Source organism: Pseudomonas sp. EZ-C24 (assembly GCF_014525325.1).
In the GTDB taxonomy this organism is placed as follows: Bacteria; Pseudomonadota; Gammaproteobacteria; order Pseudomonadales; family Pseudomonadaceae; genus Aquipseudomonas; species Aquipseudomonas shirazensis.
On record NZ_JACDIU010000015.1, the window covers coordinates 46,212 to 72,821 of the forward strand.

A 26,610-nucleotide genomic window follows, 5' to 3' on the forward strand; every position below is an offset into this window, starting at 1 on the left:
CTCAAGCAGTAGCCATGGCCGAGGTGGGCAGGCCGAACAGGCGATCGAATGCCCAGTTGTAGGCAAAGGTGTAGCACGGCACCAAGATGATGAACGCGAGATCCACCACCAGTGCTTCAAGCAAGGTCATGTCCAGCCACCAGGCAATCAGCGGGATCAGGTATACCACCAGGGTCAGCTGAAAACCGATGGCATGCGCTAGCCGCCGCGCCACGCTGCGCCCGCGCTTGCTCTGGCGCGCCTCCCAGTACTCGAACAGGCTGTTGTAGATCAGGTTCCAGAGCATCGCGATGGTGGTGATCATCACCGCCAGCGGCCCGGTATGTGACGCCTGGGTGTCGGACAGATAAGCCAGCCCGAGTGTCGACATGCACAGGCCGATCAGCTCATAGAAAGTCACGTAGACCAGTTTGCGTTTGACACCTTGCACAGCGTTACCTCACGTCTTGCGTTCACCGAAGGCGCGCAGGATGCTTCAGTAGACTTGACAGGAAAAGTCAGCTGCTATCAGCTTTGCTGACAGGAGCCTGACCGACCATGAATTTTTCCAGCGACACGATCCAGCTGTTTCTCGCCGTCCTCGACCACGGCTCGTTCTCGGCCGCCGCCCGCGCCTTGCGCCGGGTGCCATCGGCGGTGAGCATGGCAATCGGCAATCTCGAAGCTGAGCTTGGCTACCCGCTGTTTCAGCGAGGCCCGCGTGAGGCCCGCCCTACCCCGCAAGCACTGGCACTCGAGCCTCATGCACGGCTGATCGGCGACCAGCTGGGCCGCTTGCAGGTGCATGCGCTGGAGCTGTCCAGAGGGCTGGAAAGCAGCCTGGCCATTGCGGTGGTGCCGGACATCGACCACCAACCCCTGCTGCAAGCCATTGCGACCTTGAGCGCACGCTACCCGCTGCTCGACGTTGAGCTGATCAGCGCGCCGCAGGATGAGGCCCTGCACTTGCTCGACAGTGCACGGGTGAGCCTGTGCCTGGCGTTTGCCGAGCTCAAGGTCGACTCGCGTCGCAGCTTTCACAACATCGGCAAGGAGTCGCTACTGGCAACCCTGGCACCGCATCATCCGGCCCTGAACGGCAAGCGCATCCGCTACCTCGAAGACCTGGTCAATGTGCGCCAGATTCTGGTCTGCAGCAGCGAGCTGCCGCTGGCTGATCCACGCACGCTGATCGGCGCCGCACACTGGCGCAGCAACAGCCTCGATCTGGCCCTGCAGCTGGTCGAGGCAGGCTTGGGCTGGGGTGACTTCCCGGCCTCTCGAGTCACCCCACTGGTCGCCGCCGGGCGCTTGCTGCAGCTGGATTTCGGCAATACCCAGAACGCCCTGGAGCTGCCCGTGCATGCTTATTGGAGCAAACAGCAGCCGCTGGCGCAGGGCGCGCGAATGCTGGTCGAGCTGCTGACTGAGCGTTAGCCGCAAGGCACTGCAGCATGGGCAAACCAGCCGACGCTCACCGTCCGTCGCCGTGCACTAAATAAAGCCGCACTGGCCTATCAGTTTTGTCCGGCTTGAGCCGATAGAAATCAAGTAAGCCGTCATCGCGTCACAAGCGCCCGGCGTCCTCTCAACATGGCTCAAGGTCTCGAAACATGAACCTGAAGTTCCGCCACAAGATTCTCCTCAGTGCCTGCGGTGTCGTGGTGCTGGCATTTGCCCTGTTTACCCTCTACAACGACTACCTGCAGCGCAGTACGATTCGCCAGAACCTGGAATCGTCGGTGCAGCAGGCCGGCGCATTGACTGCCAGCAGCGTGCAAAACTGGATGAGTGGACGCATCCTGGTGCTGGAAAACCTCGCTGAAGACATTGCCGAGCAAGGTGCTGGCAATAACCTGGCCGGACTGATCGGCCAGCCTTCGTACACCCGCAACTTCCTCTTCACCTACCTGGGCCAGACCAATGGCGTATTCACCCAGCGCCCTGACGAGAAGATGCCCGACACCTACGACCCGCGTCAGCGCCCCTGGTACAGCGCCGCTGTCAGCGCCGGCCAGACCCTGCTGACGCCGCCCTACCAGAGCGCCGTCGGCGGCCTGGTGGTGACCATTGCCACCCCGGTCAAAGCCAAGGCCGACGGCCAACTGCTCGGTGTAATCGGCGGTGACCTGTCGCTCGACACCCTGGTCGAGATCATCAACTCGGTCGACTTCGGCGGCATCGGCCATGCGTTTCTGGCCGACCGCGACGGCCAGGTGATCGTCAGCCCGGACAAGACCCAGGTGATGAAAAACCTCAAGGACATCTACCCTGCCGCCAACCTGCGCGTCGAGCCGGGCATGCAGGACGTGGTGCTCGATGGCCAGGAGCGGCTGATCTCGTTCGCCCCGATCAACGGCCTGCCGTCGGCCAAGTGGTATATCGGCCTGTCCATCGACAAGGACAAGGCCTATGCCGCGCTGAGCCAGTTCCGCACCTCGGCAATCATTGCCATGCTGGTTGCCGTAGCGGCCATCGCCGGTCTGCTCGGTTTGCTGATCCCGGTATTGATGCGCCCGCTGACCACCATGGGCCGCGCCATGCGCGACATCGCTGAAGGCGAAGGCGACCTGACCCGCCGCCTCACCGTGCAGAACCAGGACGAGTTCGGCGAACTGGCGACCTCGTTCAACCGCTTCGTCGAGCGCATCCATGCTTCCATCAGCGAGGTGTCCTCGGCGACCCGCCTGGTCCATGACCTCTCGGAAAAAGTCGTCAGTGCCTCCAATGCCTCGATCAGCGGCTCGGAAGAGCAAAGCATGCGCACCAACAGCGTCGCGGCAGCGATCAATCAGCTCGGTGCCGCGACCCAGGAAATTGCCCGCAACGCTGCCGACGCCTCGCAACACGCCAGCGGCGCCAGCGACCAGGCCCATGACGGCCGCCAGGTGGTCGACGATGCCATCACGGCGATGACCGCACTGTCGCTGAAAATCAGTGAGTCGTGCGAGCAGATCGAAATCCTCAACACCAGCACTGACGACATCGGCAAGATCCTTGATGTGATCAAGGGGATTTCCCAGCAGACCAACCTGCTCGCGCTCAACGCGGCCATCGAAGCTGCCCGCGCCGGTGAAGCCGGCCGTGGCTTTGCCGTGGTTGCCGACGAGGTGCGCAACCTTGCCCACCGTACGCAGGAGTCGGCAGAAGAGATTCACCGCATGATCACCAGCCTGCAGGTCGGTTCGCGTGAGGCGGTGCACACCATGAACGCCAGCCAGGTGTCGAGTGAGCAGACCGTGCAGGTCGCCAACAAGGCCGGTGAGCGGCTGGCCAGCGTCACGCAGCGGATCGGTGAAATCGACGGCATGAACCAGTCGGTGGCCACCGCCACCGAAGAGCAGACCGCCGTGGTCGAGAGCCTCAACCTGGATATCACCCAGATCAACACCCTCAACCAGCAAGGCGTGCAGAACCTCAACGAGACCCTGCAGCACTGCGATGCGCTGAGCCAGCAGGCGGGGCGTCTGAAGCAGCTGGTCGGCAGTTTCCGTATCTGATCCAGCCCCGCGTGACAAAGCCCCGCGCCAGCTACGGCGCGGGGCTTGCCCGCAACACCCTCCCGCACCCGGTTATAACCTAATAACCAACAAATCTATTTGGCTATATCAACTACCTATATGCTTGCGCTCATCCGATCACGGGCAAGTTGGGCAGTCGAGTAACGTATGGATGTAGGTTCTTTCGGTTTCACCATTGCAGGGCTAATCGTAGGTTTCATCGTTGGCATGACTGGCGTTGGCGGCGGGTCGTTGATGACGCCGATCCTGCTCTGGTTTGGCGTCAACCCTGCAACTGCCGTGGGCACCGACCTGCTCTATGCTGCTATTACCAAGGCCAGTGGCGTCTGGGTGCACGGGCGCAACAAGAACATCGACTGGAAGATCACCGGCTGGCTCAGCCTGGGCAGCGTGCCTGCCGCGGCGCTAACCCTGTGGTTCCTCAGCACGCTGCATGCCGACACCTCGGCGCTGAATGCGGTGATCAAGCAAGGCCTGGCTGTGGTGCTGATCCTGACCGCGCTGGCGCTGCTGTTCAAATCGCGCCTGCAGGCCTTTGCCAGCCGCCATGCCGGCGACCACTATCACCTCAGCGATCGCACCCTCAACGGCCTGACCGTGTTCACCGGGGTGATCCTCGGCGTGATGGTGACCCTGACCTCGATCGGCGCCGGTGCCCTGGGTACGGTAGCGTTGTTCCTGCTGTACCCGTTCCTGGTTACCCGCCGCCTGGTCGGCACCGAGATCGCTCACGCCGTGCCGCTGACGCTGGTCGCGGGCCTTGGCCATGCCGGCATGGGCAACATGGATTGGTCGCTGCTCGGTTATCTGTTGCTGGGCTCGCTGCCGGGCATCTACCTGGGCAGCCACCTCAGCGGGCGCATCTCCGACAACGTCCTGCGCCCATGCCTGGCGGCGATGTTGCTGCTGATCGGTTACAAGCTGGCGTTCTGACCTTCTTCCGGGGCTGCAGCGCAGCCCTTGCCGTTACTTGTCGGCACGCCACAGCACCGGCCAATACTCTGAAGAAACCTGCGCACAGCGGTCCATCTTGGCCAGGCTGAGCAAGCGCATGCGCTCACCGTCGTAGCGCCAGATCTCGTTGACACCGCAGTCGCCAATCCCGCGGCCCTTGTCGAAGCCATACAGCTCGCCGCTGTTCGAATCGAACGCGACATAGCCGGTCAAGCGGCTGTCGACCACCTCACTTGCCGGCGCCTCGAATGGTAGCTCGCTGATCACGTAAGGCGCTGCGCGGCCAACCCGGTACAGCGTGTACGAGCAGTTGTAGGCGCCGCATTCCGAACTGATCAGGGCCAGCGCGTGCTGGCTGTCGAGTGGCTGCAGTTCGAGGCTGCGCACACCCTCTTGATCAAATACATCGCCGTCGGCCTTGGCTTTGGCCATGACCGCGCTGCGCATCTGGGTGGCCTGCGCAGGGTCCAGCGCGGGCGCTGCGGTGAACAGCGGCAGCTTGGCCATAGTAGGTGCTGGTGGCACGCTCGCATCTGCGGCAGTGCCGGGGCGCACCAACGCGCTGGCGTGGCCGATACGGCCTTGCACCGAATCGATCAGCAGCAGCGCCGCACTGATGCCCTGCAGCGATGCCTGCAACGCGCCGTCGCTGCTGGCCGCTGTCAGGCGCTCGCCGTTGCGCAACTGGCGCACGAGCGCGGCGCCGGCCTCACCGTCCACCTGCAGGACGGTCTGATACTCGTCGCGCTGCTTGTGCCAGCTCGCCGTCAATGGCTGGCCGTCGAGTAGCGGCGGCGAATCCCAGGCAGCACCGCCGACCACGCGCAGGCTCAGCGCACCGTTCAGACCGGCCTCGCGGTGCACCACCAGCCACAGCGAATTGGTATCTTCCTGCGCTGCGGCGACGGCGGTACAGGCGCGGGTGTTGTCGCAGCCAACGATCCAGTCCTTGATCTGCCGATATACCGGTACTGGTTCCGGGCCAGCCGCTACGGCCAGGCTCGGCAGCAACGCGAGGCCGAGCAGGGCTGCCCGGCATGGGAGGGTTACGTGCATCATGCTGATTCCTGTGCAGTCCTTGAGGTGCCCTGAACGGGCCTGACGATCATTGCAGATGCGCCGCCAAGTGCAACCGGGCGTTGCCAGGATTTGCGTCAGGTCACAGCAGACGCACCCGCCACTGCCCGTTGAAGCTCAGCTGTAGTTTTGCCAGGGGCAGTACATCGATGCGCTGCAGGGCAGCCAGCGGGCAGTCGAGCAGTTGCCCAAGCACAGCCCTGATCACCTGAGGATGAGTCACTGCCAAGGTCGAGCCTGGGCTGTTGAACGCCGCAAGCCAGGCGGCCACTCGTTCGCTCAGCTGAGCCAGGGATTCGCCGCCGTGGGAGGCACTGTAGGGATCGCTCAGCCACTGCGCCAGCGCATCCGGCTGCTCGCGCTGCAACTGCTTCAGCGTCAATCCCTGCCAGCGACCCAGATCAGCGTCGGCCAAGGCCGGCTCGCTCATCACCTGATCGCCCAGCACACCGGCGGTGTCGAGGGTACGGCGCTCGGGCGCTGACAATACCTGCGTGTAATCAGCCATCAGTTCAGCGGCAGAAGGCAGCGCAACCAGCGCATCATCAGGGCAAGCCATACGGCCGAGCCGCTGGGCATCGGTCAGTCCATGGCAGATCAAGGTCAAGCGAACAGCTTTCACCGGTGTCCTCCAACGCAGGCTTCAGGCGCGCTGATACTACGCTGCCACCGCTACCTTGCGGTAGGATGCTGTCTAGATGCCACACCCTTCTACCCGAGCCGCCAATGCCCCACACCCCCAGTCCGCTTCTGCTCGCACTGCGCGCAGGTACCCAAGCCTGTCACCAGCGTCTGGAAGCCCGCTTGCCGTTTTTCCGTGATGACTTCGACCTGCCTGCCTATCGACGGCTGATGCAGGCTTACTATGGCTTCCATGCCCCGCTACAAGCGCTACTGACAGACCATCAAGGCAGCGAGCGGGCCAAGACCACAGTGCTCGAACATGACCTTCAGGCGTTGGGCCTGAGCCGCGCAGAGGTTGCCGCCCTGCCCCGCTGCGAGGCGCTGCCGGCAACTGCCGATGAAGCCAGCGTGCTCGGCGTGATGTATGTGATCGAAGGCTCGACCCTCGGCGGTCAGGTGCTCAAGCGGGCGATGGCTGAGCGCCTGGGGATCGACGGCGACCACGGCGCGCGCTTTCTCGACGTGTACGGGCCGCTGACCGGCGCGCATTGGCGCAGTTTCCTGCAGCGCCTCGACCAGCCTGCCGCCAGTCACCCACAGACGGTGGCCGCCGCCATCGCTACGTTTGAGTGCTTCGAGCACTGGCTGCAGGACTGCGGCGTGCTGGCCTGATCAACCGAACAGGTGCAGCACGCCCCACGCCGGTATTGCCGCCACCAGCGCTACGGCGAACCTGGGCCAGTACGGCAGCAGCATCACCAGCATCACCGCCGCCAGCGAGATCACCCCAAACCAGGCCACCGCGCCCATCGCCCAGCCCCAGGCCTGAGCGCACAGCAGCAAGCTCAACAGCAGCCCCAGCCAGCCCAGCGCGCGCAGGCTCAGCCGCAGCGCTGGCGACGGTGACCGTTGCCACACCTGTTTGTAATGGCGCTCCAGCCCCTGACACAAACCGAGCATGCCGGCATAGGCAAACAGCAGGCTACCCGTCACCAGACTGATCATGCCTTGGCCTCCATTGTGCGCGCCGCGCGCGGCTTGACCACCACCGGTTTGGGGCACGCCACACGCCATGCCGCCAAGGCCAGGCCAATACCCAACACCAGGCCCGTGACCTCGACACCCAGGCGCAGGTGGTCGACGCCGCCGGCAAAGATACCCAGCACACCCAGACCACCGCACAGCACGGCGCAAAGTGCCAACTGCTCGACCCATGCCTGTTTGGCAGGGCGCACGCCGGCATGCAGCAACGCCAGCAGCCACAGGCCAAAGAACGCCCGCACTTCCCACGCCTCACGTTGCGCCAGCTCCGCTGGCAACAGTCGGCTGGCCCACAGTAAGCCGACACAGGCGACCATCAGGCCGCTGATAAAGCCGACGTTGCACACTTCAGCCACGCGATACCAACGTCGCGCCGCCGCATCGGCACGGCTGTCGGCAGCGGCATATTTGCGCCCACGCTTGACGCAGAACAGCACCAGCCCGCTGGCGATCATTGCGCAGCTGATCAAGCCGCAGATGAAGTACAGCCAGCGCATCGGGTAGCCACCAAACTGCGCAAAATGCAGCCCGGCCATGACCCGCTGAGTCAGCGGCGCCGGGCGCAGTTCAGGGACGTCGCTGAGCAGCTTGCCGCTGACACCGTCGAACACCATTGCATTGCCTTTGGTCAGCGCGATGCGGTTACCCAGCACCGGCCGCACTTCGATCAGCGCCGCGGCGGTGTTCGGGTTACGAATGCCAATGCTGCCAATTGGCCCGAGACGAGCTTCGGCCTGGGCCAGCAGCGGCGCCAGCTCGACCAGCTCGGCGGGCGTCTTGGCCAGCCGTCGCGGTTGTTCCACACGGGCATTGCCCTGGGCCTGGAAGTACGCCCGGCTGTCGCCCTCGAACACGGCGTCCACGCCTGCGGGGATGTAGATCATCATGAAAATCACCAGGCCGGTGTAGGTGATCATCAAGTGAAACGGCAGCAGCAACACCGCGCTGGCGTTGTGAAAGTCCAACCACGAGCGCTGGCCTTTGTCGGGGCGGAAGGTAAAGAACTCCTTGAAGATCTTCTTGTGAATGACGATGCCGGTGATCAACCCCGCAAGCATCACCAGCGCCAGCGCGCCGACCACGAAGATGCCCCAGTTGCGCGGCAGGTCGAGGGTGAAGTGGAAGCGGAAGAAGAAGTTGCCGCCGACGCTGTCACGTACGGCAAGCGGCTCGCCGCTGTTCGGGTCGAGCGGCACCACCACGCCGTGGCGGCGATCGCCGGTGGAGACGCTCAAGCCCGGCGAGCGTTCGGTCGGCAAGCTGATACCCCAGTTGCCGGCGTTGGCTTGGTGCTGTTGCAGGTAGCTGATCGCGCGCTTGGCGGCATCGGCCTGGGACACTGTACTTGCCGGGATTTCTGGCTGCATCCAGTGGTTGAGCTCTTTGTCGAACACCGCCAGGGTGCCGGTGACAAAGATTGCGAACAGCAGCCAGCCAAAGATCAGCCCGGCCCAGGTGTGCAGCCAGGCCATCGATTGAGTGAAGGTGTTTTTCATGCCAGCCACCGCAGCGCCTGCGGCCAGAAGCCAATCAACGCCAACGGCACCGCCAGCGCCAGTGGCGCCCAGGCCCGCAGCGCGTCACGGCTGGCGAAGGCCCAGAGGATCGCCAGGGTATAGAAGACGAACGCCGGTAGCGTGGCGATGATCACCGCGTCCGCCGGCGCCAGCGGCAGGATCCGCGCCAGGCAGGCGGTGCTGGCGTAACTGAAGGCGTAGCCACCCAACAGGGCTGCGCCGCTGCGCGAGAGGATGCGCAGCCAGGTTGGGGTTTCGCTCATCAGAAGGTCCTTGTGCCGATCGATCAGAACGAAATGTTCAACGAGGCAAACACGGCGCGCCCAGGCTGGTTATAGGTGTTGGCGCCGGAGCTGCTGGCGTTGCCGCCGCGCAGGATCTGCTTGTCGAAGACGTTGTTCACGCCCACGCGCACGTCGTAGTTCTGGTTGAATTTGTAGCCGGTGCTGATATCCACCAGGCCGTAGGCTTCCACATCCTGCTGTGCTGCCAGGTCGTAGTCCTGCTGGGTGCGGTAGTTGTAGCTTGGCGACTTCTGCTTGCCGAAGTAGGTGCCGGCGAGCTGGAACGACAGCTTGTCGGTGGCGCGCCAGTCGAGGGTGGTATTGACCGTGTACTCGGGGATCACCGACAGCGGCTCGCCGGTTTCACGGTTGTCGTTGTCGAGCATCCAGGTCAGGTTGGTGTTCCAGTCGAGCGCCGGGCTCAGCTCGATGAAGAAGTTGCCCTCGATACCCTCGACCCGCGCTTCGCCGGCGTTTTCCCACTGGGTCACGCGACGACCACTGTTGATCGCATAGATCACGTCGGTGCCACCGATGATCTTGTTCTGGTAGTCGTTACGGAAGTACGTCGCGCTGGTGCGCCAGGTGCCGCGGTCGTACTGCAGGCCGATTTCCTTGTTGACGCTGATTTCCGGCTTGAGGTCGCTGTTACCCTGCAGGTAGCAGCCACCGGAGTTGGTCTGGCCGACGCTGCACCCGTTGCCGCGGCTGTACAGCAGGTAGTTGGAGTTGTACTGGTAGAGGTTCGGCGTTTTGTAGGCACGGGCAATGCCGCCCTTGACGGTCAGCGCCTCGGTCAGCTTGTGCGACAGGTTCAGGCTTGGGCTGAAGTTGTCACCGAAGGCTTCGTGGTGATCCAGGCGCAGCCCGGGGGTGACGGTGGTATCGCCGATGATGACGTTGTCTTCGACGAACAGCGCGTAGCTCTTGGCAGTCATCTTCGAGTTGCTGCGATCAAAGCCACTGATCGCATCGCCGCCGTTGCCGCTCGGATCGAAGCTCTGCGGGCGGAACGAGCCCTGGTCGTTGAGGCTCTCGTACAGGTATTCGCCGCCCAGGGTCAGCACGTGTTCGGTGCTGCCCATGGCGAACGGCAGGTTGACCTCACTGGTCAGGCGCGTGTTGCGCAGCCGCGACATAGCCGCGCCACTGTCGTTGATCGCGCCTTCCGGGCCACCGGCGAGGCCTTCGTTGAGGCGCCAGTTGCGCACGTACTCGTAGGCCAGCACGGTCTTGCTGGTGCCCCAGCTGAAGTCGCCCAGGTGGGTCAGGTCGTAGGTGCTGCGCTGCATGATGTTGGTCTCCTTGCCGTACAGGCTGGAGATCAGATCAACGTTGCCGCCGCCGTTGCTGTTCATGGTGTCGCCGGCGTAGATGTTGCCTTGGCGGCTGTAACCGCTGCTCATCTCGAGGCGATGCTCGTCGTTGAGCTTCCAGCTCAGCAGGCCGTTGATGTCTTTGTTGCGCACACCTTCGCGGCCGCCCACGAGGGCACTGTTGGCCGCGTCGGCATTGATGTCGAGGTCATCGGCATCGGTCTTTGCCAGGCCGCCGAACAGACGGAAGCCAAGGTTTTCGGTCAGCCCACCGCTGAGGTTGAAGTTGGTCCGCCGGCTCATGCCCTCGGCGCTGTCTTCCGGCAGCTGGGTGTAGACGTTGACGTTGCCCTTGAACTCATCGGTCGGGCGCTTGGTGATGATGTTGACCACCCCACCCATGGCCCCGGAGCCGTAACGCGCCGCCGCCGGGCCACGCAGGATCTCGATGCGCTCGACCGCTTCGGCCGGCACCCAGTTGGTCTCGCCACGGGTATCGCGGTCACCGTTCCAGCCGTAGCGCACGGCGTTGCGCGCATTGGACGGCTTGCCGTCGATCAGGATCAGGGTGTTTTCCGGGCCCATGCCACGCAGGTCGATCTGGCGGTTGTTGCCACGCGCGCCGCTGGCGCTGTTGCCGGTCAGATTGACCCCAGGCTCGCGGCGGATGATGTCGGACAGGTCATTGGCGGGCGGGCGGCGCTTGATGTCTTCTTCGGTAATGATCGACGAACCGAGCGCCTGACGCGCCTCACGTTCGGCGGTAACCAGAGTGTCCTGGATGATCAGTGCATTGCTGTCTAGCGGGACGTCCAGCACCTCGGCGTTTTGCTGCTCTTCGGCGTGAGCCGGCGCGACCAGCAGTGCTGGTGTGGCCAAGGCAACAAAAGCCAGGGCCAGGCCATTGGGTGAGGTTCTGGATTGCATCGACACATCTCCTGATCATGGGCAAATGCCAACCCCGACCAGGAAACCGAAGAGCCCACACCCTCCGGCCTCTCAAGCAGTACTTGGGGGGCCAATAGGGATGTGGAATATAACGATTCTCAAATGACTTTAAATCTTATTTACGAAATTTACAGATTGGGTGGGGAACTTGCGCAGGTTGCCGGCCTGCTGCGATCCAAGGCCGAGCAACTGCTCGATACAACATCGACCTTCCCTCGTCAGTGTTATGACTCCCACAATCGCTACGTCAAAGACGTAGGGATGAGGTATGCTGACCATTATCGAATCGCCGCTTTTCTCCAGGCAGTGGCCGGATTACTGGACCGCCGAGGAGCATGGAGCTTTTATGGCGTACCTTGCTGCGGATCCAGAAGCTGGCGTCGTGATCGCCGGTTCTGGTGGGTGTCGCAAGGTGCGCTGGAGCATGGATGGGCAAGGGAAACGGGGCGCGGTCAGAGTCATCTACACGGCCCAACTCGCTGACGGTGCACTGGTTACACTGCTCGTGTACTGCAAAAGCGCTGTAGAAAATATACCTGCGCATGTGCTGCGCAAGATCATGAAGGAGCTGGACCATGCCGTTGAGTGAGACAGAGCTCATGCTTCGGGACGCCAAGCGCGACATCGGCGAAGAATTACTGCAGTCGATCCGCGATGTGAAAGCCGGCCGCTACGGCGCAGTGCATCAGGTTGAAGTGACTGAAGCCGCTGAGGCGCGTAACAAGACGGGGCTATCGCAGCTTAAATTCGCAGAACTGCTGGGTGTTTCGATTCGAACCCTTCAGGAGTGGGAACAAGGGCGTCGAGCGCCTTCTGGTGCGGCTCGCTCGCTGCTATATATCGCGGCCTCTCGCCCGGACGTGTTTCGAGAGGTGCTGCAGAATCGCCACTGATACCCTGCCACGTGAAACCCCTTGGCGGGGCGGCAATCCAGTCGAAAGGGGCTGCACAGCAGCCCCGAAACCCAAATGGTTGCCCTAATCATCAAGCCAATGTACGGCCCTAGCTGTCAGGACTTGAACCGCCCAACCAACCCATTCAACTCCTGCGACAGCTGCGACAACCGCCCGGAGTCAGCCTGCGCCGAACTGGCCAGGCCCTCGACCAGCTGCGCTTCGTCATAGATCTGCTGAATATGCCGGTTGATCTCTTCGGCAACGCTGTGCTGCTCCTCCGCCGCTGCGGAAATCTGCAGGTTCTGGTCGCGGATTTCATTGACCGACAACTGAATCCCTTCAAAGCTGTCGCGCGCACTCTCGATCGACGACACGCTGGCCCGCGACAGATCCAGGCAGCTGTCCATCTTCTCCGAGACCTCTGCAGTCTTGCTGCCGAGGGTATTGAGCAGCAGGTCGATTTCGCCCGTGGAGTCAGCGGTACGCTTGGCCAGCGCGCGCACTTCATCGGCCACCACGGCAAAGCCGCGGCCCTGATCACCGGCGCGGGCAGCTTCGATCGCAGCGTTCAACGCCAGCAGGTTGGTCTGCTCGGCAATGGCGCGGATGGTGCCGAGGATCTGGTTGATGCTGCGACTGCCCTGCTCCAGCTCGACCATCGCCTGAGACGACTCGCTCAAGCGCATGCCGAGGCGGTTGACGTTGTCGGTGGTCTGCTCGATCTGCTGCTTGCCCTCAGCGACACGGCGGTGGCCGTTTTCGGCAGCATCGGCAGCGCTGCTGCACGAGCGCGCAACTTCGTTGGCGGTGGCGACCATCTCGTTGAATGCAGTGGACACCAGTTCGACTGCTTCGCGCTGACGCCCGGCGGCTTCGTTCATATTGCTCGCCACCTCGCTATTGACCCGCGAAGCGTCCTCAAGATTGCTCGACGCAGCGCCGATGCGCTGGATCAGCTGGCGAATCGCCGCCAGGAACTTGTTGAACCAGCCGGCCAGCTCAGCTGTTTCATCCTTGCCCTGCACCTGCAGATCTCGGCGCAGGTCACCCTCGCCTTCGGCGATCGACTGCAAGCCGGTGCTGACCTGGCCGATGGGCTTGACGATCAGCTTGGAGAACGCCGCCGCGATCACCGCAAATACCAGCGCCAGCAAGATGACGATGACTGCCGTGAGATAGCTCATGCGCGTGGCCGCAGCCATCACTTCCTGCTTCTCGATCAGGCCGACAAAGCGCCAGCCCAGGCCTGGAGAAGTCCATACGTTGGCCATGTAGTTGACGCCATCGATCTCGACTTCAGTCGAGCCCTGCGCGGTCGCTGCCAGATGCGCGTAAGGCTCGCCAAGGTCCTTGAGCTGCTTGAAACTGTGGCTGGCGTCGCGTGGGTCGACCAGCACCGTGCCGTCTTCGACCAGCATCACGTAGCCGCTGTTGCCGAGCTTGATGCTCTTGATCAGCTCGGTGAGGTTTTTCAGCGAGACGCTGACGACGAACACACCCTTGGGCTTGCCGGCGTCATCGAGCAATGCCCGCGCAGTGCCGACCAGCGCCACATCGTCCTTGTCGTAGTAATAGGCAGCGGTGCGCACGGTCTTGTTCGGGCTGGCCATGGCCGCCTTGTACCAAGGCCGCGTGCGCGGATCGTAGTTGGCAAGCTTGGGATCATCCGGCCATTTCGCGTAACTGCCGTCTTCCAGGCCGATGGACAGAATCGCCGCGGCCGGGTGAGTCGAACCATAGCGGGCGAATTGATCAATGACCTGCTGCGCCGCAGCCGGCATTGGCTGACTGGCGGCGTCGGGACTGGTGTACTGTTTTAAAGTACTTACTGAAGTGTATACAGGATCAGCGGACAGTTGATCGACGTTTTGCGTAGTTGCATCAAAGAACTGACGCATGTTGCCGTCTATCTGACGGATTTCCCGCGTGCTGCCATCGACAAACTGTTCAAGTGCATCGGCGCGGATATTCAGCACCGATATAACCCCGACCACGCTGACTGGGATAAAGGCTACCGAGACGAAGGCAAGGATCAATTTGGTTTTTATTTTCACTGTCACGACCATCCATGTAGGGCGGGGGCAAATGGCCGCTGCTGGGCAGTAGTGGCGACCTGCTACTCACACTGTTTCGGCCGCACGGATCTATATCTTTAGCTAATCTCCTGTACACAATTAAACCGGCGATTGGTGTTGATCCATAAGTCAACTTTACCAACGTCGCCGGGCCGGCGGTCGCGGCCAACTTGACCGTCCCAAACCGCAGCTGTTTACTGTATGTATATACAGCAAAAAGCCAGCCGCCATGCCAACCGCCACCTCACCCGTATTCGCCCTGATCGACTGCAACAGCTTCTACGCCAGCTGCGAACGGGTGTTCCGCCCCGACCTGGTACGCACGCCGATCGTGGTACTGAGCAACAACGACGGTTGCGTCATTGCCCGCAGCGCCGAGGCCAAGCAATGGGTAAAGATGGGCCAGCCGTACTTTCAGGTGCGGGATGTGCTGCGCCGTCACGGCGTGGTGGCGTTCTCCTCCAATTACGCGCTGTATGGCGACATGAGCCAGCGAGTAATGACGGTGATCGAAGGCATGGTCCCGGCCACCGAGGTGTACTCGATCGATGAAGCCTTCGCCGACCTCAGCGGCGTGCCTGGCGATCTCGAGCAACTGGGCCGCGACATTCGCGAGCGTGTTCTCAAGCACACCGGCATTCCCGTCGGGGTCGGCATCGCCGGTACCAAGACCCTGGCTAAGCTGGCCAATCACGCGGCCAAGCGCTGGACCGCGCAAACCGGCGGGGTCTACGACATGCGCGACCCGGTACGGCGCGACTGGGTGCTGAAAAAGTGCCAGGCCTCGGACGTCTGGGGTATCGGCCCGCGCATGGCGGCGCACCTCACCGCGCTGAACATCCGCAGCGCCTGGGACCTGGCTCAGGCCGACCCGTGGAGCCTACGCAAGCAGTTCAGCGTGGTAGTTGAAAAAACCGCCCGCGAGTTGTCCGGCACGCCCTGCCTGGAACTGCAGGCGCAGGAGCCGCCGCGCCAGGAAATCTGCTGCAGCCGCATGTTCGGCGAGCGGGTCAGCGAGTTGCAGCCGATCAGGCAGGCGGTGGCCACCTACGTCATGCGCGCCACCCAGAAACTGCGCGCGCAACGCTCGCTGGCGCGCAAGCTGCGGGTGAGCATCCGCACCGGCATGTTCAACCCCGAAGAAACCAAGTACGCCAGCGGCGTAGTGGTGCAACTGCCCTACCCCACCGACGACGTACGGCTGCTTACGCGCATGGCGCTGGAGGCGGTAGGCACGATCTTTCGCCCAGGCTTTCGCTACAGTAAGGCCGAGGTGTTGTTGATGGACCTGTGCCAACCGGGGGAGTTTTCAGATGACCTGTTCGCCCCCAGACAATCGCCGACTTGTGATCGCCTGATGCAGGTGATGGATGACATCAACGGGCGCTGGGGCTCGGGCACCATGCGCGCGGCCAGTGTGCCAGCGGCACCGGATTGGGAGATGCGCCGCGAGTTGATGAGCCAGAGTTTCACCACCCAATTCAATGCTCTCTGGCGTGCCCGATCTTGAACTCAAGCCTTGGGATCGTGGCTGCGCACGCTGAAGGTGACCACGCCCCAGATCGCCAGCTCGTCGCCCTCGAGGATATGCCGCGGGGCAAAGCGCGGGTTGTCCGAGCGCAGCACCACCTGCCGGCCAACTCTGTGCAGCCGCTTGCACAATGGCTCGCCATTGACGGCGGCGATCACCACATGGCCGTGCTGGGCTTCGATCGAGCGATCGACCAGCACCAGGTCGCCATCGAAGATGCCCGCGTCCTGCATGCTGTCGCCGTCTATTCTCACCAGGTACATATGCGGCGCGCGCAGGTTGAACAGCTCGTCCAGCGAGATCGGCTGCTCCATGTGGTCCGCCGCAGGCGAGGGAAAGCCTGCCGGCACGCTGAACAGATAGCGTGACAGCGCGCCTGCGCCGGCTGCGATGGGGCCAAGGATGGTAGTCATGAGGCACGCCTTGCAATTAAACTGTACGGATATACAGTTAATCGGGCGCCACGGCTTTGGTCAATTTCGGCGTAGGAAATTTCGACAAGTGGGAGACCTGCAATGTGCGGACGCTTTGTTCAGTCGCAAGGCCTGGCCGATTATCTGCGTGAGCTGGACGCCGAGCAGGATGTCATCAGTGGCTACGACAACGTGCCGATCGACCGCTACAACGTCGCCCCGGGCAGCCGTGTACTGATCCTGCACAACGCCGCCGACGGCCTGCGCATCGACCCGTGTCATTGGGGCTGGGCGCCGTTCTGGGCCACCGGCAAACGCCCAGCGCCGATCAATGCACGGGTCGAGACGGTGACTACCGGCAAGTTCTTTCAACCGCTGTGGCCGCAAGGCCGGGCACTGGTGATGGCCGATGGTTGGTATGAATGGGTGGTCGACCCGGCCGACCCCAAGCGCAAGCAGCCGTATTTCATCCGTTTGAAAAGCCGGGCGCCTATTTTCATGGCAGCGTTGGCGCAGGTGCAAGCCGGGCTTGAGCCGAACGAGGGCGATGGCTTCGTGATCATCACCGCGGCCAGTGATGAGGGCATGCTCGATATCCACGACCGCCGCCCCTTGGTGCTGGCGCCGGAACAGGCACGGGCCTGGCTCGACCCGCAACTACCCGCCGAGCAGGCTGAACGGCTGGCCCGTGAGCAGTGCTTGCCGGTGGCTGATTTCGAGTGGTTTGCGGTCAGCAAAGACGTAGGCAACATGCGCAATGAAGGTGCCCAGTTGCTGGTGCTGGAAACAGTGCAAGGAACGCTGTTCTAGGCAGAAGGCAGCGGCTGGACGCCGCTGCCTGCCTCCTCTGGTCAACCCTCCGCGAGGGCCTCACGCACCAGATCGTCCACGCCTTCGTCGGGATGTGCCTGCATCCACTCGACGATCTGTTTGCGCATCAGCGGGGTCCAGAAGCTGTGAATATGCTGGCGTACCCCCTGCACCGCCAGCGTCCGGTTGGGCTCGCTGTCAAAGTAGTGGGCGATCTGGTTGGCCATCTTGACCAGGCTGTCGACACTCATCGGCGTACCTCGGCAGTTTCCTGTTGCTCGCTGTTGCGCCGCTCCTGCAGCAGGCGCCGTTGTTCGTCACTGAATTCCTGATAACGCTGCTGCCATTGCGACGGCTGCGATACACGCACCACTTCTACCGCCGTAACCTTGTACTCGGGGCAGTTTGTGGCCCAGTCGGAGTTGTCGGTGGTGATGACGTTGGCGCCCGACTCGGGGAAGTGGAAGGTGGTGTACACCACCCCCGGCGCAACCCGGGTACTGACCTGAGCACGCAGCACCGTCTGCCCGGCGCGGCTGCCAATACCGACCCAATCGCCTTCGACAATGCCGCGGCTTTCGGCGTCGCTTGGGTGAATCTCAAGCCGATCCTGGGCATGCCAGGCGACGTTTTCGGTACGCCGTGTCTGCGCGCCGACGTTGTACTGGCTGAGGATGCGGCCAGTGGTCAGCAGCAGCGGATAACGGCTGTTGACCTTCTCGTCGGTGGGCACGTAGCCAGTCAGCATGAAGCGGCCCTTGCCGCGCACGAACTGGTCGATGTGCATGGTCGGCGTGCCGTCTGGCGCGGCTTCGTTGCACGGCCATTGCAGGCTGCCGTGACGCTCCAGCTCGCTGTAGCTGACGCTGTGGAAGCTCGGTGTCAGCCGGGCGATCTCGTCCATGATCTCTGACGGATGACGGTAGTTCATCGGGTAGCCGAGGGCGTTGGCCAGGGCCATGGTGCCTTCCCAGTCAGCCTTGCCGGCCAACGGCTGCATGACTTTGCGCACCCGCGAAATACGCCGTTCGGCGTTGGTGAAGGTGCCGTCCTTTTCAAGGAACGAGCTGCCCGGCAGGAATACATGGGCAAACTTGGCCGTCTCGTTGAGGAAGATATCCTGCACCACCACGCATTCCATCGCCCGCAGCGCGGCCGTCACGTGCTGGGTGTTGGGATCGCTCTGGGCGATGTCTTCGCCCTGGCAGTACAGCGCCTTGAAGCTGCCATCCAGCGCCGCCTCGAACATGTTGGGGATGCGCAGGCCTGGGTCAGGCTGCAGGGTCACACCCCAGGCCTGCTCGAACTCGGCACGCACGGTGGCGTTGGAGATGTGCCGATAACCCGGCAGCTCATGCGGGAACGAGCCCATGTCACACGAGCCCTGGACGTTGTTCTGCCCACGCAGCGGGTTCACCCCTACCCCTTCACGGCCGATGTTGCCAGTAGCCATAGCCAGGTTGGCGATGCCCATCACTGCGGTGCTGCCTTGGCTGTGCTCGGTGACGCCGAGGCCGTAGTAGATGGCCGCGTTGCCAGCGCCAGCATACAGCCTGGCTGCCGCACGGATCTGCTCGGCCGGTACGCCACAGGTCGGGCCAAGGGCTTCGGGGGAGTTCTCTGGCAGGCTGACGAAATCGCGCCAGCGAGCGAACTCCGGCCCTTCACAGCGGGCATCGATAAAGCCCTGATCAAGTAGCCCTTCGGTAACGATCACATGGGCAAGTGCGTTGAGCATGGCCACGTTGGTGCCGGGGCGCAGTTGCAGGTGCAGCTCGGCGCGGGCATGCGGCGAGTCGACCAGATCGATCCGCCGAGGGTCGATGACGATTAGTTTGGCGCCTTCACGCAGGCGGCGTTTGAGCTGCGAGCCGAACACCGGGTGCGCGTCGGTTGGGTTGGCACCGATCACCAGGATCACGTCGGCCTGCATCACCGAGTCAAAGCTCTGAGTTCCAGCGGATTCGCCCAAGGTCTGCTTGAGGCCATAACCGGTCGGCGAATGGCAGACCCGTGCACAGGTGTCGACGTTGTTGTTGCCGAACGCCGTGCGCACGAGTTTCTGCACCAGATAGGCTTCTTCGTTGGTGCAGCGGCTGGAGGTAATCCCGCCGATCGAGTCGCGCCCGTACTTGAGCTGAATGCGGCGCAGCTCGCTGGCTGCGTAGGTCACCGCCTCGTCCCAGCTGACCTCTTGCCACGGGTCGTCGATGTGCTTGCGAATCATTGGTTTGGTGATGCGGTCCGGGTGGGTCGCGTAACCCCAGGCGAAGCGGCCTTTGACACAAGCATGGCCGTGGTTGGCGCCGCCGTTCTTGTCCGGGACCATGCGCACCAGCTGGTCGCCTTTCATCTCGGCGCGGAACGAGCAGCCCACGCCGCAATAGGCGCAGGTGGTGATCACCGCACGTTCTGGCTGGCCCAGTTCGACCAGGCTTTTTTCAGTCAGGGTTGCGGTTGGGCAGGCCTGCACGCAGGCGCCGCACGACACGCACTCGGAGGTGAGGAAGTCGCTACCGCCAGCCGCCGCTACTCGCGAGTCGAAACCGCGACCGGTGATGGTCAGAGCAAAGGTGCCCTGAATGTCTTCACAGGCACGCACACAACGGCTGCAGACAATGCACTTGCTCGGTTCGTAATTGAAATATGGGTTGGACAGGTCCTTGGCGTCGGCAAGGTGGTTGGCGCCTTCGTAGCCATAACGCACCTCACGCAGGCCAACCTGGCCGGCCACGGTCTGCAACTCGCAGTTGCCGTTGGCCGAGCAGGTCAGGCAGTCCAGCGGGTGGTCAGAGATATACAGCTCCATCACATTGCGGCGCAGGTCGGCCAGGCGTGGCGTCTGCGTGCGCACCACCATGCCCTCGGTGACCGGTGTGGTGCACGACGCCGGGTAACCGCGCATGCCGTCGACTTCGACCATGCACATGCGGCACGAGCCAAAGGCTTCGAGGGTATCGGTGGCACACAGTTTGGGGATGTTGGTGCCGAGCAACGCGGCGGCGCGCATCACTGAGGTGCCAGCGGGCACGCTGATGGCGCGGCCGTCGATATTCAGGCTGACCTGCACCTGGCTTTCACGCGCGGGGGTGCCGAGGTCGGCATCACTGGCAGGGTCGAAATAATTGATCATTGGGCGGCCTCCGGGCTGGCCAGACCGAAGTCGGCAGGGAAGTGCTTGAGGGCGCTGGCCACGGGGTATGAAGTCATCCCGCCCATGGCGCATAGCGAGCCGTATTGCATGGTGTCGCACAGGTCGTGCAGCAGGTTGGCCTGGTCGGCGCGGTAGGCCGGGTCGCTGCTGGCGATCAAGCGGTCGACCACCTCCATGCCACGGGTCGAGCCGATCCGGCACGGGGTGCACTTGCCGCAGGATTCTTCAGCGCAGAACTGCAAGGCAAAGCGCGCCATGTTGGCCATGTTCAGGGTGTCATCGGCGACGACCACACCGCCGTGGCCGATCATCGCGCCAAGCGCGGCGAACGCTTCGTAGTCCAGCGGCGTATCGAACTGGCTCGGCGGCACCCAAGCGCCCAATGGCCCGCCGACCTGAGCGGCTTTCAGCGGACGCCCGCTGGCAGTGCCACCGCCGTAGCCTTCGACCAGCTCGCGCAAGGTCAAGCCAAATGCGCGTTCGACCAAACCGCCATAGCGCACGTTGCCCGCCAGCTGGAACGGCAAGGTGCCCAGCGAACGGCCCATGCCGAAGTCGCGATAGAACTGCGCGCCCTTGGCCATGATGATCGGCACCGAGGCCAGGGTGAGCACGTTGTGCACCAGCGTCGGCTGGCCGAACAGGCCTTCGAGCGCCGGCAGTGGCGGCTTGGCGCGGACGATGCCGCGCTTGCCTTCGAGAGATTCGAGCAGAGCGGTTTCTTCACCGCAGATATACGCGCCAGCGCCGACCCGCACCTCCAGGTCGAACGCCACACCGCTGCCGGTGGTATCCAGATAGCCCGCCTCTCGGGCCAACAACACCGCCTCGTTGAGCGCGTGGACCGCATCCGGATATTCCGAACGTACGTAGATGTAGCCCTTGCTAGCACCCACCGCCAGGCCGGCAATGATCATGCCTTCGATCAGCAGAAACGGATCGCCCTCCATCAGCATGCGGTCGGCAAACGTCCCCGAGTCGCCCTCGTCGGCGTTGCATACCACGTACTTCTGCACCGCCGGAGCATCGCGCACCGTGCGCCATTTGATCCCCGCCGGAAACGCCGCGCCGCCCCGCCCGCGCAGGCCGGAATCGAGCACTGCCGCGACCACCTCTGCCTGCTCCAGCAACGCAGCCTTGGCCAGGCCTTCGAAGCCGCCGTGGTTGCGGTAATCGTCCAGCGACAGCGGCCGGGTGATGCCGGCACGGGCGAACAACAAACGCTGCTGACTGCTCAGATACGGGATCTGCTCGACCAGGCCCAGCGCCAACGGATGCTCAGCCGGCGCCGCCGTCAACGCCTCGAACAGGCCCGCGACATCTTCGGCAGCCACCGGCCCAAAGCCCTGCCGGCCCTCAGCGGTTTCCACCTCAAGCAACGGTTCCAGCCAGTACAGCCCGCGCGAGCTGGTGCGCTGAATCTGTACCTCGACCTGCCGCCGTTGCGCCTCGGCGCTGAGCGCGTCGGCCAGTTGATCGGCGCCCACTGCACGCGCCACCGAGTCGCAGGGAACAAAGAGCTTCAGCATGGCTTCACCTCCTGCAGGCAGCCGCTGACCAGTGCGCTCAAGCGCTCCGGCGTCAGCCGCGCATGCACCTGGCCATCCAGTTCCAGCGCTGGCGAACAGGCGCAGGCCCCCAGGCAATACACCGGCCGCAGGCTTACCGCGCCGTCGGCACTGGTGCCGTGATCATCCAGCCCCAACTGCTCGCGCAGCTGCGCCGCCAGCGTCTCGGCGCCACGGCTCTTGCAGGATTCGGCCCGGCACAGGCGCAGGATATGCCGCGCTGGCGGCGCGGTACGGAAGTCATGGTAGAAGGTGATCACCCCGCGCACCTCAGCCTGGCTGAGGTTCAGTGCATGGGCGATATCCGGCACGGCGGCATCGGGGATATACCCAACGCCGGCCTGGATCGCATGCAGGATCGGCAACAGCGCGCCGGGGGTGTCACGGTGGTGATCCAGCACACGCTGGATCACGGGCAGGTCAAGCGTCTCATCAGGCATACAGCGGACCTCGGCGTCGCGAGCGCAGGCAGTACCTGCGCCCGACGTGTTCTGCTGCGGCGCACCGGCCACGTCACGGTTGCGTGGTCGCCGGACACCTCCTTGCCCACGGCCGCGCATCTACGTGCACTGGCGTCGAGGGCATCCTCACAGCATGGCACTCCTGCCAGTACAGGGATGTGCGCCAGCGACCAGACGTATCCTGAAACCGACGCGATGACCGACAGCGATACTCGGTCACTGCAGGAGCGGCCTTGTGTCGCGAAAGGGGCGCACAGCGCCCCCAAAATTTCTGCCCGACAAATACCTTGAAGGGTTCCCTTCAAGAGTTTCTGTTAATGCCCATATGCGCATCATCCATCAGCGCTTTAGCCATTTCACCAAGAAAATGAGAGGCCCAAACCAGTGCAGGCTCATTGTCCATGACGCCTATAAACGAGGCCTTACGGGCGCTATCCATCAACACCGATGCCTGCGCCAAGGCGTGGTCACAACAGTTACCCGCCTCTACACGAAACAGCCGCTTGCCCATAATGGCGCCTTCCAGGCAAGTCGCTGTGCCGACTGTCAAGCCCAGCCTGCCGATGCGGTCTAGCGGTTCTTTGTCCATGTGCAGTCCTCCGGCTTGGCTGATTCAGTGCAACGTCGGCTTGGTCGGCTCATCGAAGCGCTGTACCTGCGTGAGAGCCGTATCCACCAAAGCTCGGGCGGTTTCGAGCTCATGCATGATGGTCAGCATCATGATCGAGCCGGGCGTGCGCGGCAGGAGCAAGGCAGATTGATGGGCCACCGTCAGTGCGCACAGGACGTAATCTGCGGCTTGGATCAGGGTGTCTTCGAGGGCGTGGAGGGAGCTGGGATGGGGTGGGTCGGGGACGATCTTGATCATGTCGACTTCTCCTGCGTGGGGAAAGCCAGACACCTGTCCTTTGCAGAGGATGGGTGGCGGCTACGTACAGGCTGCAAAGCCGGGGCAGAAGAAGGAAACCCGGTAGGTCCGAAAACCTCCCATACGCAGCCACCATAAAGCGCAACCGCCAGCATGAATTCATGCCGACAGCCTGGTGGTGACTCCTTCCTCTCTGGCTCGGGTTTGCAGACCCGTTCGCTGATTTCGCAGCGACAGGGCGAGACTAGGAGGTTGGAGATACCACCGCAATGGCGAAAAAGCGGTAATAGGATGATTCGGAAATGGACTACAGGGAAGAGCGAAAATCTGATTAATTCACGTAGGACGTAGGTCCGATATGAAACAAAATAAGACACGCGTCATATCGACCGAGCTGAGATTGAATCAAACCGCGAGATACACAAGCTTGCGCCGGCGTGGACTGCGGCGGAATCGCCACCACGGTTTCGCAGCCGCTGCAGACGCCCACAAGACTATCTCGCGCCTGGCCCTGGCCGTCGCTGAATGGCACGTCGCGACGCCCGTATACATACGAAATCCATCGTACATTACTGCAGTTTGGTCCAGCCCGCCTGTAGAGCCATCCCTTTTGAAGTGTTCTGAAAGTGCACTTGTCGTGAGGTCGTCAGGGGCGCGCAGCGGCCCCAGCAATCTCAAGCCAGACAAAAATTCAGATAAATGCAGAGCCCTTGAGGGAATGCCCTTCAGAGCGGAGCAACCAATGGTCGTCCGTTGCATGCCTCTGACCTTAGATCGACACCACTTGAGTCAGGCGCACCCGGCACCCGCCTGAATCCAGCTGAACTTTCGAAACCGCCCTGCCCTCCCATCTTCACGCGTCGGGGAAAAGCACCGACCGAACCATTTCCACCACCTTGATCGAGAGGACCGAGAGACCACCATGAGTAATCAACTGGCAGGCAAGAAGGTACTGTTCATCACCGCAAACACCGGCATCGAACGCGATGAGCTGGTCAAACCGCTGGAAGCGCTGAAGGCTCAGGGTGCGGAAGTCACCCACGGGTCGAGCGAGGGCGGCACAACGCAGACGTTCGTTGGCGACACCGAGAAGGATCGCACCGTCGAGTCCCAGACCGCTCTGGCTGGACTCAAGGCGGCAGACTTCGATGCGCTTGTGATTCCAGGCGGCACGGTCAATGCCGATACGCTGCGATTGGACGAGAACGCTCAGCGTTTGGTGAAGGAGTTCGCCGATGCGGGCAAGGTGATCGCTGCGATCTGCCATGGCCCTTGGGTGTTGATCAATGCCGGGGTTATTCCGGGCAAGACCCTCACCTCGTACCCTAGCGTTAGGCTTGACCTTGAAAATGCCGGGGCTGAAGGTTGGGTCGATGCTGAGGTGAAACAATGCGAGGCCAATGGCTGGACCTTGATTACCTCGCGGACGCCGAAGGACATTCCTGCCTTCAATGACGCTATCGCTGCGGCGATTGAAGGGAAATAAGGTACGCACAGATGGCAGCCCGCGTGGGTTGCCATCAATCCCTGCTAGTTTTCCCGCCATAAACGGCTGATAAGGCCATATGGCACCCATCCGATCGGATGCTTGCTTTTGTCCTTTGAACTGCCAAGGGCGCAAATGCCATTTTTCGTAATCACTTCACCTCTAGTCGCCTCGTTCGAGCCCTATCAGGGTGATCGCGGGCGAAACTGCGGGCTTCTTGGTAGACTACGGCATCCTTTCAGGCTGGTAAGGGCGATGCAGCTAACCGATCCATCAGCCTTATTACTTGCTCTCATTGTTGCCATCTCGACGGAGCCGGCGCGCCCAGCAGTGGAACCGCTTTCTCCGCTGTCATAACAAGGCGCCTACTCGTAGAAAAGGTACGGACATGCGCAGACCAGAATGCCCCTAGAATCAGCTTCAAACCCACAAACCAAGCGCCCTGAGCCGTCCCGCCGGTTCAGCGTTGCGCCGATGATGGATTGGACACATATATTCCACGCCGCCCTTTTTTAAAGGGCTTCAGACAAATAATAGTCTATATGTACCAATTTTGTACCAACGACGCTTTCGATCACTGATTTTCTCTGAAGCTTTAACTGGTGAAACCTTGACACTAGGTCTATCACGGGATAATGGTATGCGACATGCACTGGTCTAAATCTTCGCAAACCAATGGAATGAAGAAATAACTATGAAGTTGGAATTGATTGATCCACTTGGCGATGGAATGTTTGCAGATGTTTGGCGTGCGCGAGACGAACTAGATAGAGAGGTCGCCGTAAAAATTGTTAGAGAGGCGAGTGTAGGAGTTGCAGATGCTCTCACCCATGCAAAAGCTTTAGCTCGTGCAACCCACCCGAATGTTGTAGCTGTTCTCACCCTCGAAACAATTTCAGACCCAAACACCGGCAAAGACACTAGTTGTGTAGTCATGGAGTTGATTCGTGGAGTAACGCTTGCAAAACACCTTAGCCGTGGGAAATTGACAGCTGCTGAGGTTGTTTTGTTTGGGCTAGGGATAATTGATGGGTTAGCCCATATCCATGCACAAGGCATGGCGCATGGAGATCTTCATGCTGAAAACGTGATGATTGGCGCTAATATCGCCAAAATCATCGACATCCTATACTTGAACTCCCTATCTACACTGACAAGTGAAAATCGTGCATCTCGCCTGAATAGAGACATCCTTAGTCTGCGACTAATGATTCAGGAGTTAATAGTTAATTCGGACATTGACTCTGCCGAAGCCACTGAGTTCAACAACATGCTTGGATCACGCGCTCAACTAGACGACATACGCACCGCTTTCATAAATATAACTTCGCCTGATGATCCTGAGCGCGAGCAGCGCACACTTGACCACCTATTCTCTCGTGTAGTGGACACAGACTTTGTGAAGGGAGAAGCATATGCAGCTGCATTAGGCGAGGACACACCAGACCACGCTGTATTTGACTTACTCAAGCGAATGGCAAATGAGTTAGTATACGAATACAAACATGATGAATATGTAAGAATTCTTTGGTCTCGACTATCTACTGCCAAACGAAGTGAATTCCTCACGCACTTGAGCGCAGCTATCGACAAAGAGACACCAAAAGGGAAATGGCCGCCAAACTTGCGACTACTTTCAAACCTACCAAAAGCCAACTGGGCAGGCTTGAAAAAGCTTGTGCAAATACGACTTGAAGAACTTATCACCAAAGATGTATTGGCCGGCCACGTCGACATTCATGGAATAAAGAAAATATCCGGCGGAGTTCTAGGCACGTATGCGAGTGTTTTCTGGGAAAACTTTCAGAACAAAGGAATCTTGGCGGATAACCTTATTTCACTTCTCCGACAAAGCTGGTACACACAAAACTATATTGGAAGTTATTTCATGACTACCATCCCACTGCTTGCGGAGGCTACTGGCAAGCGTGCTGATTTTATAAGCGCTTTTCGCTCGGCACTAGATAACGATGCTCGAATAGTAAAAAATAAACTTGAAGAGCTACCGCATGACTGGATCGAAGATATTCGTACCAAATAATATTCTTTATAGCTAAGCATACTTTGCATCAAGCAATAATCAGACT

General features: G+C 61.5%; 25 protein-coding genes. 10 read left to right on the forward strand and 15 right to left on the reverse strand.

Features of this window, described 5'->3' with window-relative positions:
- Nucleotide 1 precedes the first annotated feature (1 nt).
- A complete protein-coding gene (locus IDM28_RS15295; RefSeq protein WP_150570772.1) occupies nt 2-430 on the reverse strand; it encodes a PACE efflux transporter in 429 nt (142 codons plus the stop codon).
- A 107-nt stretch (nt 431-537) separates the two neighbouring features.
- On the opposite strand from IDM28_RS15295, the gene IDM28_RS15300 reads away from it, so the two are divergent.
- From IDM28_RS15300 to IDM28_RS15310, 3 genes are all read left to right on the forward strand, one after another.
- Nucleotides 538-1,416, forward strand: coding sequence for a LysR family transcriptional regulator (locus IDM28_RS15300; protein ID WP_188036398.1), 879 nt, complete (start codon nt 538-540; stop codon nt 1,414-1,416).
- A gap of 176 nt (nt 1,417-1,592) precedes the next feature.
- Nucleotides 1,593-3,479 carry a methyl-accepting chemotaxis protein McpA gene (gene mcpA / locus IDM28_RS15305; protein ID WP_150570771.1) on the forward strand — a complete coding sequence of 629 codons (1,887 nt, stop codon included), beginning with the start codon at nt 1,593-1,595 and terminating at the stop codon, nt 3,477-3,479.
- A 168-nt stretch (nt 3,480-3,647) separates the two neighbouring features.
- On the forward strand, nt 3,648-4,433 hold the full coding sequence (locus IDM28_RS15310; RefSeq protein ID WP_101321097.1) for a sulfite exporter TauE/SafE family protein: 786 nt from the start codon (nt 3,648-3,650) through the stop codon (nt 4,431-4,433).
- Between the two features lie 33 nt (nt 4,434-4,466).
- On the opposite strand, the gene IDM28_RS15315 is transcribed toward IDM28_RS15310, so the two are convergent.
- Both IDM28_RS15315 and IDM28_RS15320 read right to left on the reverse strand, forming a co-directional pair.
- The gene (locus tag IDM28_RS15315) at nt 4,467-5,513 is read right to left on the reverse strand and encodes a DUF1176 domain-containing protein (RefSeq protein WP_188036399.1); all 1,047 of its coding nucleotides are present in this window, start codon (nt 5,511-5,513) and stop codon (nt 4,467-4,469) included.
- A gap of 100 nt (nt 5,514-5,613) precedes the next feature.
- Nucleotides 5,614-6,153, reverse strand: a complete 540-nt coding sequence (locus IDM28_RS15320; RefSeq protein WP_181108111.1) for a histidine phosphatase family protein — start codon at nt 6,151-6,153, stop codon at nt 5,614-5,616.
- Between the two features lie 104 nt (nt 6,154-6,257).
- On the opposite strand from IDM28_RS15320, the gene IDM28_RS15325 reads away from it, so the two are divergent.
- On the forward strand, nt 6,258-6,827 hold the full coding sequence (locus tag IDM28_RS15325; protein ID WP_101321104.1) for a biliverdin-producing heme oxygenase: 570 nt from the start codon (nt 6,258-6,260) through the stop codon (nt 6,825-6,827).
- Here the strand turns inward: IDM28_RS15325 and IDM28_RS15330 are convergent, their stop codons facing one another.
- The 4 genes from IDM28_RS15330 to IDM28_RS15345 are packed head-to-tail and all read right to left on the reverse strand — an operon-like array spanning nt 6,828 to nt 11,240.
- Complete coding sequence (locus IDM28_RS15330; RefSeq protein WP_188036400.1) at nt 6,828-7,160, reverse strand: DUF3325 domain-containing protein; 333 nt, start codon at nt 7,158-7,160, stop codon at nt 6,828-6,830. It lies immediately after the preceding gene.
- Nucleotides 7,157-8,692: a PepSY-associated TM helix domain-containing protein gene (locus tag IDM28_RS15335; protein ID WP_188036401.1), complete on the reverse strand. Its 1,536-nt coding sequence runs from the start codon at nt 8,690-8,692 to the stop codon at nt 7,157-7,159. The genes IDM28_RS15330 and IDM28_RS15335 overlap by 4 nt, the downstream gene beginning before the upstream one ends.
- Nucleotides 8,689-8,976, reverse strand: a complete 288-nt coding sequence (locus IDM28_RS15340) for an iron transporter (RefSeq protein WP_188036402.1) — start codon at nt 8,974-8,976, stop codon at nt 8,689-8,691. The genes IDM28_RS15335 and IDM28_RS15340 overlap by 4 nt, the downstream gene beginning before the upstream one ends.
- Nucleotides 8,977-8,999: 23 nt before the next feature.
- Nucleotides 9,000-11,240, reverse strand: coding sequence for a TonB-dependent siderophore receptor (locus IDM28_RS15345; RefSeq protein WP_188036403.1), 2,241 nt, complete (start codon nt 11,238-11,240; stop codon nt 9,000-9,002).
- Nucleotides 11,241-11,529: 289 nt separating this feature from the next.
- Between IDM28_RS15345 and IDM28_RS15350 the strand changes: the two genes are divergently transcribed.
- Both IDM28_RS15350 and IDM28_RS15355 read left to right on the forward strand, forming a co-directional pair.
- Entirely contained in the window at nt 11,530-11,850 is a 321-nt protein-coding gene (locus IDM28_RS15350; RefSeq protein WP_188036404.1) for a transcriptional regulator, read from the forward strand.
- The gene (locus IDM28_RS15355; protein WP_150570764.1) at nt 11,837-12,154 is read left to right on the forward strand and encodes a helix-turn-helix domain-containing protein; all 318 of its coding nucleotides are present in this window, start codon (nt 11,837-11,839) and stop codon (nt 12,152-12,154) included. Before IDM28_RS15350 ends, IDM28_RS15355 begins: the two co-directional genes overlap by 14 nt.
- A 116-nt stretch (nt 12,155-12,270) precedes the next feature.
- Here the strand turns inward: IDM28_RS15355 and IDM28_RS15360 are convergent, their stop codons facing one another.
- Nucleotides 12,271-14,211: a methyl-accepting chemotaxis protein gene (locus IDM28_RS15360; protein ID WP_188036405.1), complete on the reverse strand. Its 1,941-nt coding sequence runs from the start codon at nt 14,209-14,211 to the stop codon at nt 12,271-12,273.
- 250 nt (nt 14,212-14,461) lie between these two features.
- On the opposite strand from IDM28_RS15360, the gene IDM28_RS15365 reads away from it, so the two are divergent.
- A complete protein-coding gene (locus tag IDM28_RS15365) occupies nt 14,462-15,742 on the forward strand; it encodes a Y-family DNA polymerase (protein ID WP_188036406.1) in 1,281 nt (426 codons plus the stop codon).
- A gap of 2 nt (nt 15,743-15,744) precedes the next feature.
- Here the strand turns inward: IDM28_RS15365 and IDM28_RS15370 are convergent, their stop codons facing one another.
- A complete protein-coding gene (locus IDM28_RS15370; protein ID WP_101321117.1) occupies nt 15,745-16,176 on the reverse strand; it encodes a LexA family protein in 432 nt (143 codons plus the stop codon).
- 102 nt (nt 16,177-16,278) lie between these two features.
- On the opposite strand from IDM28_RS15370, the gene IDM28_RS15375 reads away from it, so the two are divergent.
- Nucleotides 16,279-16,986 (forward strand): SOS response-associated peptidase family protein, encoded by a 708-nt coding sequence (locus tag IDM28_RS15375; RefSeq protein WP_150570758.1) that lies wholly within the window; start codon nt 16,279-16,281, stop codon nt 16,984-16,986.
- Nucleotides 16,987-17,027: 41 nt separating this feature from the next.
- Here the strand turns inward: IDM28_RS15375 and IDM28_RS15380 are convergent, their stop codons facing one another.
- The 6 genes from IDM28_RS15380 to IDM28_RS15405 form a co-directional block, all read right to left on the reverse strand.
- Nucleotides 17,028-17,237 (reverse strand): formate dehydrogenase subunit delta, encoded by a 210-nt coding sequence (locus IDM28_RS15380; RefSeq protein WP_101321121.1) that lies wholly within the window; start codon nt 17,235-17,237, stop codon nt 17,028-17,030.
- Nucleotides 17,234-20,119, reverse strand: coding sequence for a formate dehydrogenase subunit alpha (fdhF, locus tag IDM28_RS15385; RefSeq protein WP_188036407.1), 2,886 nt, complete (start codon nt 20,117-20,119; stop codon nt 17,234-17,236). The genes IDM28_RS15380 and fdhF overlap by 4 nt, the downstream gene beginning before the upstream one ends.
- Nucleotides 20,116-21,669 (reverse strand): formate dehydrogenase beta subunit, encoded by a 1,554-nt coding sequence (locus tag IDM28_RS15390; RefSeq protein WP_150570756.1) that lies wholly within the window; start codon nt 21,667-21,669, stop codon nt 20,116-20,118. Before IDM28_RS15390 ends, fdhF begins: the two co-directional genes overlap by 4 nt.
- Entirely contained in the window at nt 21,663-22,148 is a 486-nt protein-coding gene (locus tag IDM28_RS15395) for a formate dehydrogenase subunit gamma (RefSeq protein ID WP_181108103.1), read from the reverse strand. The genes IDM28_RS15390 and IDM28_RS15395 overlap by 7 nt, the downstream gene beginning before the upstream one ends.
- Nucleotides 22,149-22,470: 322 nt before the next feature.
- A complete protein-coding gene (locus tag IDM28_RS15400; protein ID WP_188036408.1) occupies nt 22,471-22,758 on the reverse strand; it encodes a DUF3077 domain-containing protein in 288 nt (95 codons plus the stop codon).
- Nucleotides 22,759-22,782: 24 nt separating this feature from the next.
- Complete coding sequence (locus IDM28_RS15405) at nt 22,783-23,037, reverse strand: hypothetical protein (protein WP_188036409.1); 255 nt, start codon at nt 23,035-23,037, stop codon at nt 22,783-22,785.
- Between the two features lie 922 nt (nt 23,038-23,959).
- On the opposite strand from IDM28_RS15405, the gene IDM28_RS15410 reads away from it, so the two are divergent.
- Nucleotides 23,960-24,523: a type 1 glutamine amidotransferase domain-containing protein gene (locus IDM28_RS15410; protein ID WP_150570753.1), complete on the forward strand. Its 564-nt coding sequence runs from the start codon at nt 23,960-23,962 to the stop codon at nt 24,521-24,523.
- 694 nt (nt 24,524-25,217) lie between these two features.
- The gene (locus IDM28_RS15415; protein ID WP_188036410.1) at nt 25,218-26,564 is read left to right on the forward strand and encodes a serine/threonine protein kinase; all 1,347 of its coding nucleotides are present in this window, start codon (nt 25,218-25,220) and stop codon (nt 26,562-26,564) included.
- Nucleotides 26,565-26,610 lie beyond the last annotated feature (46 nt).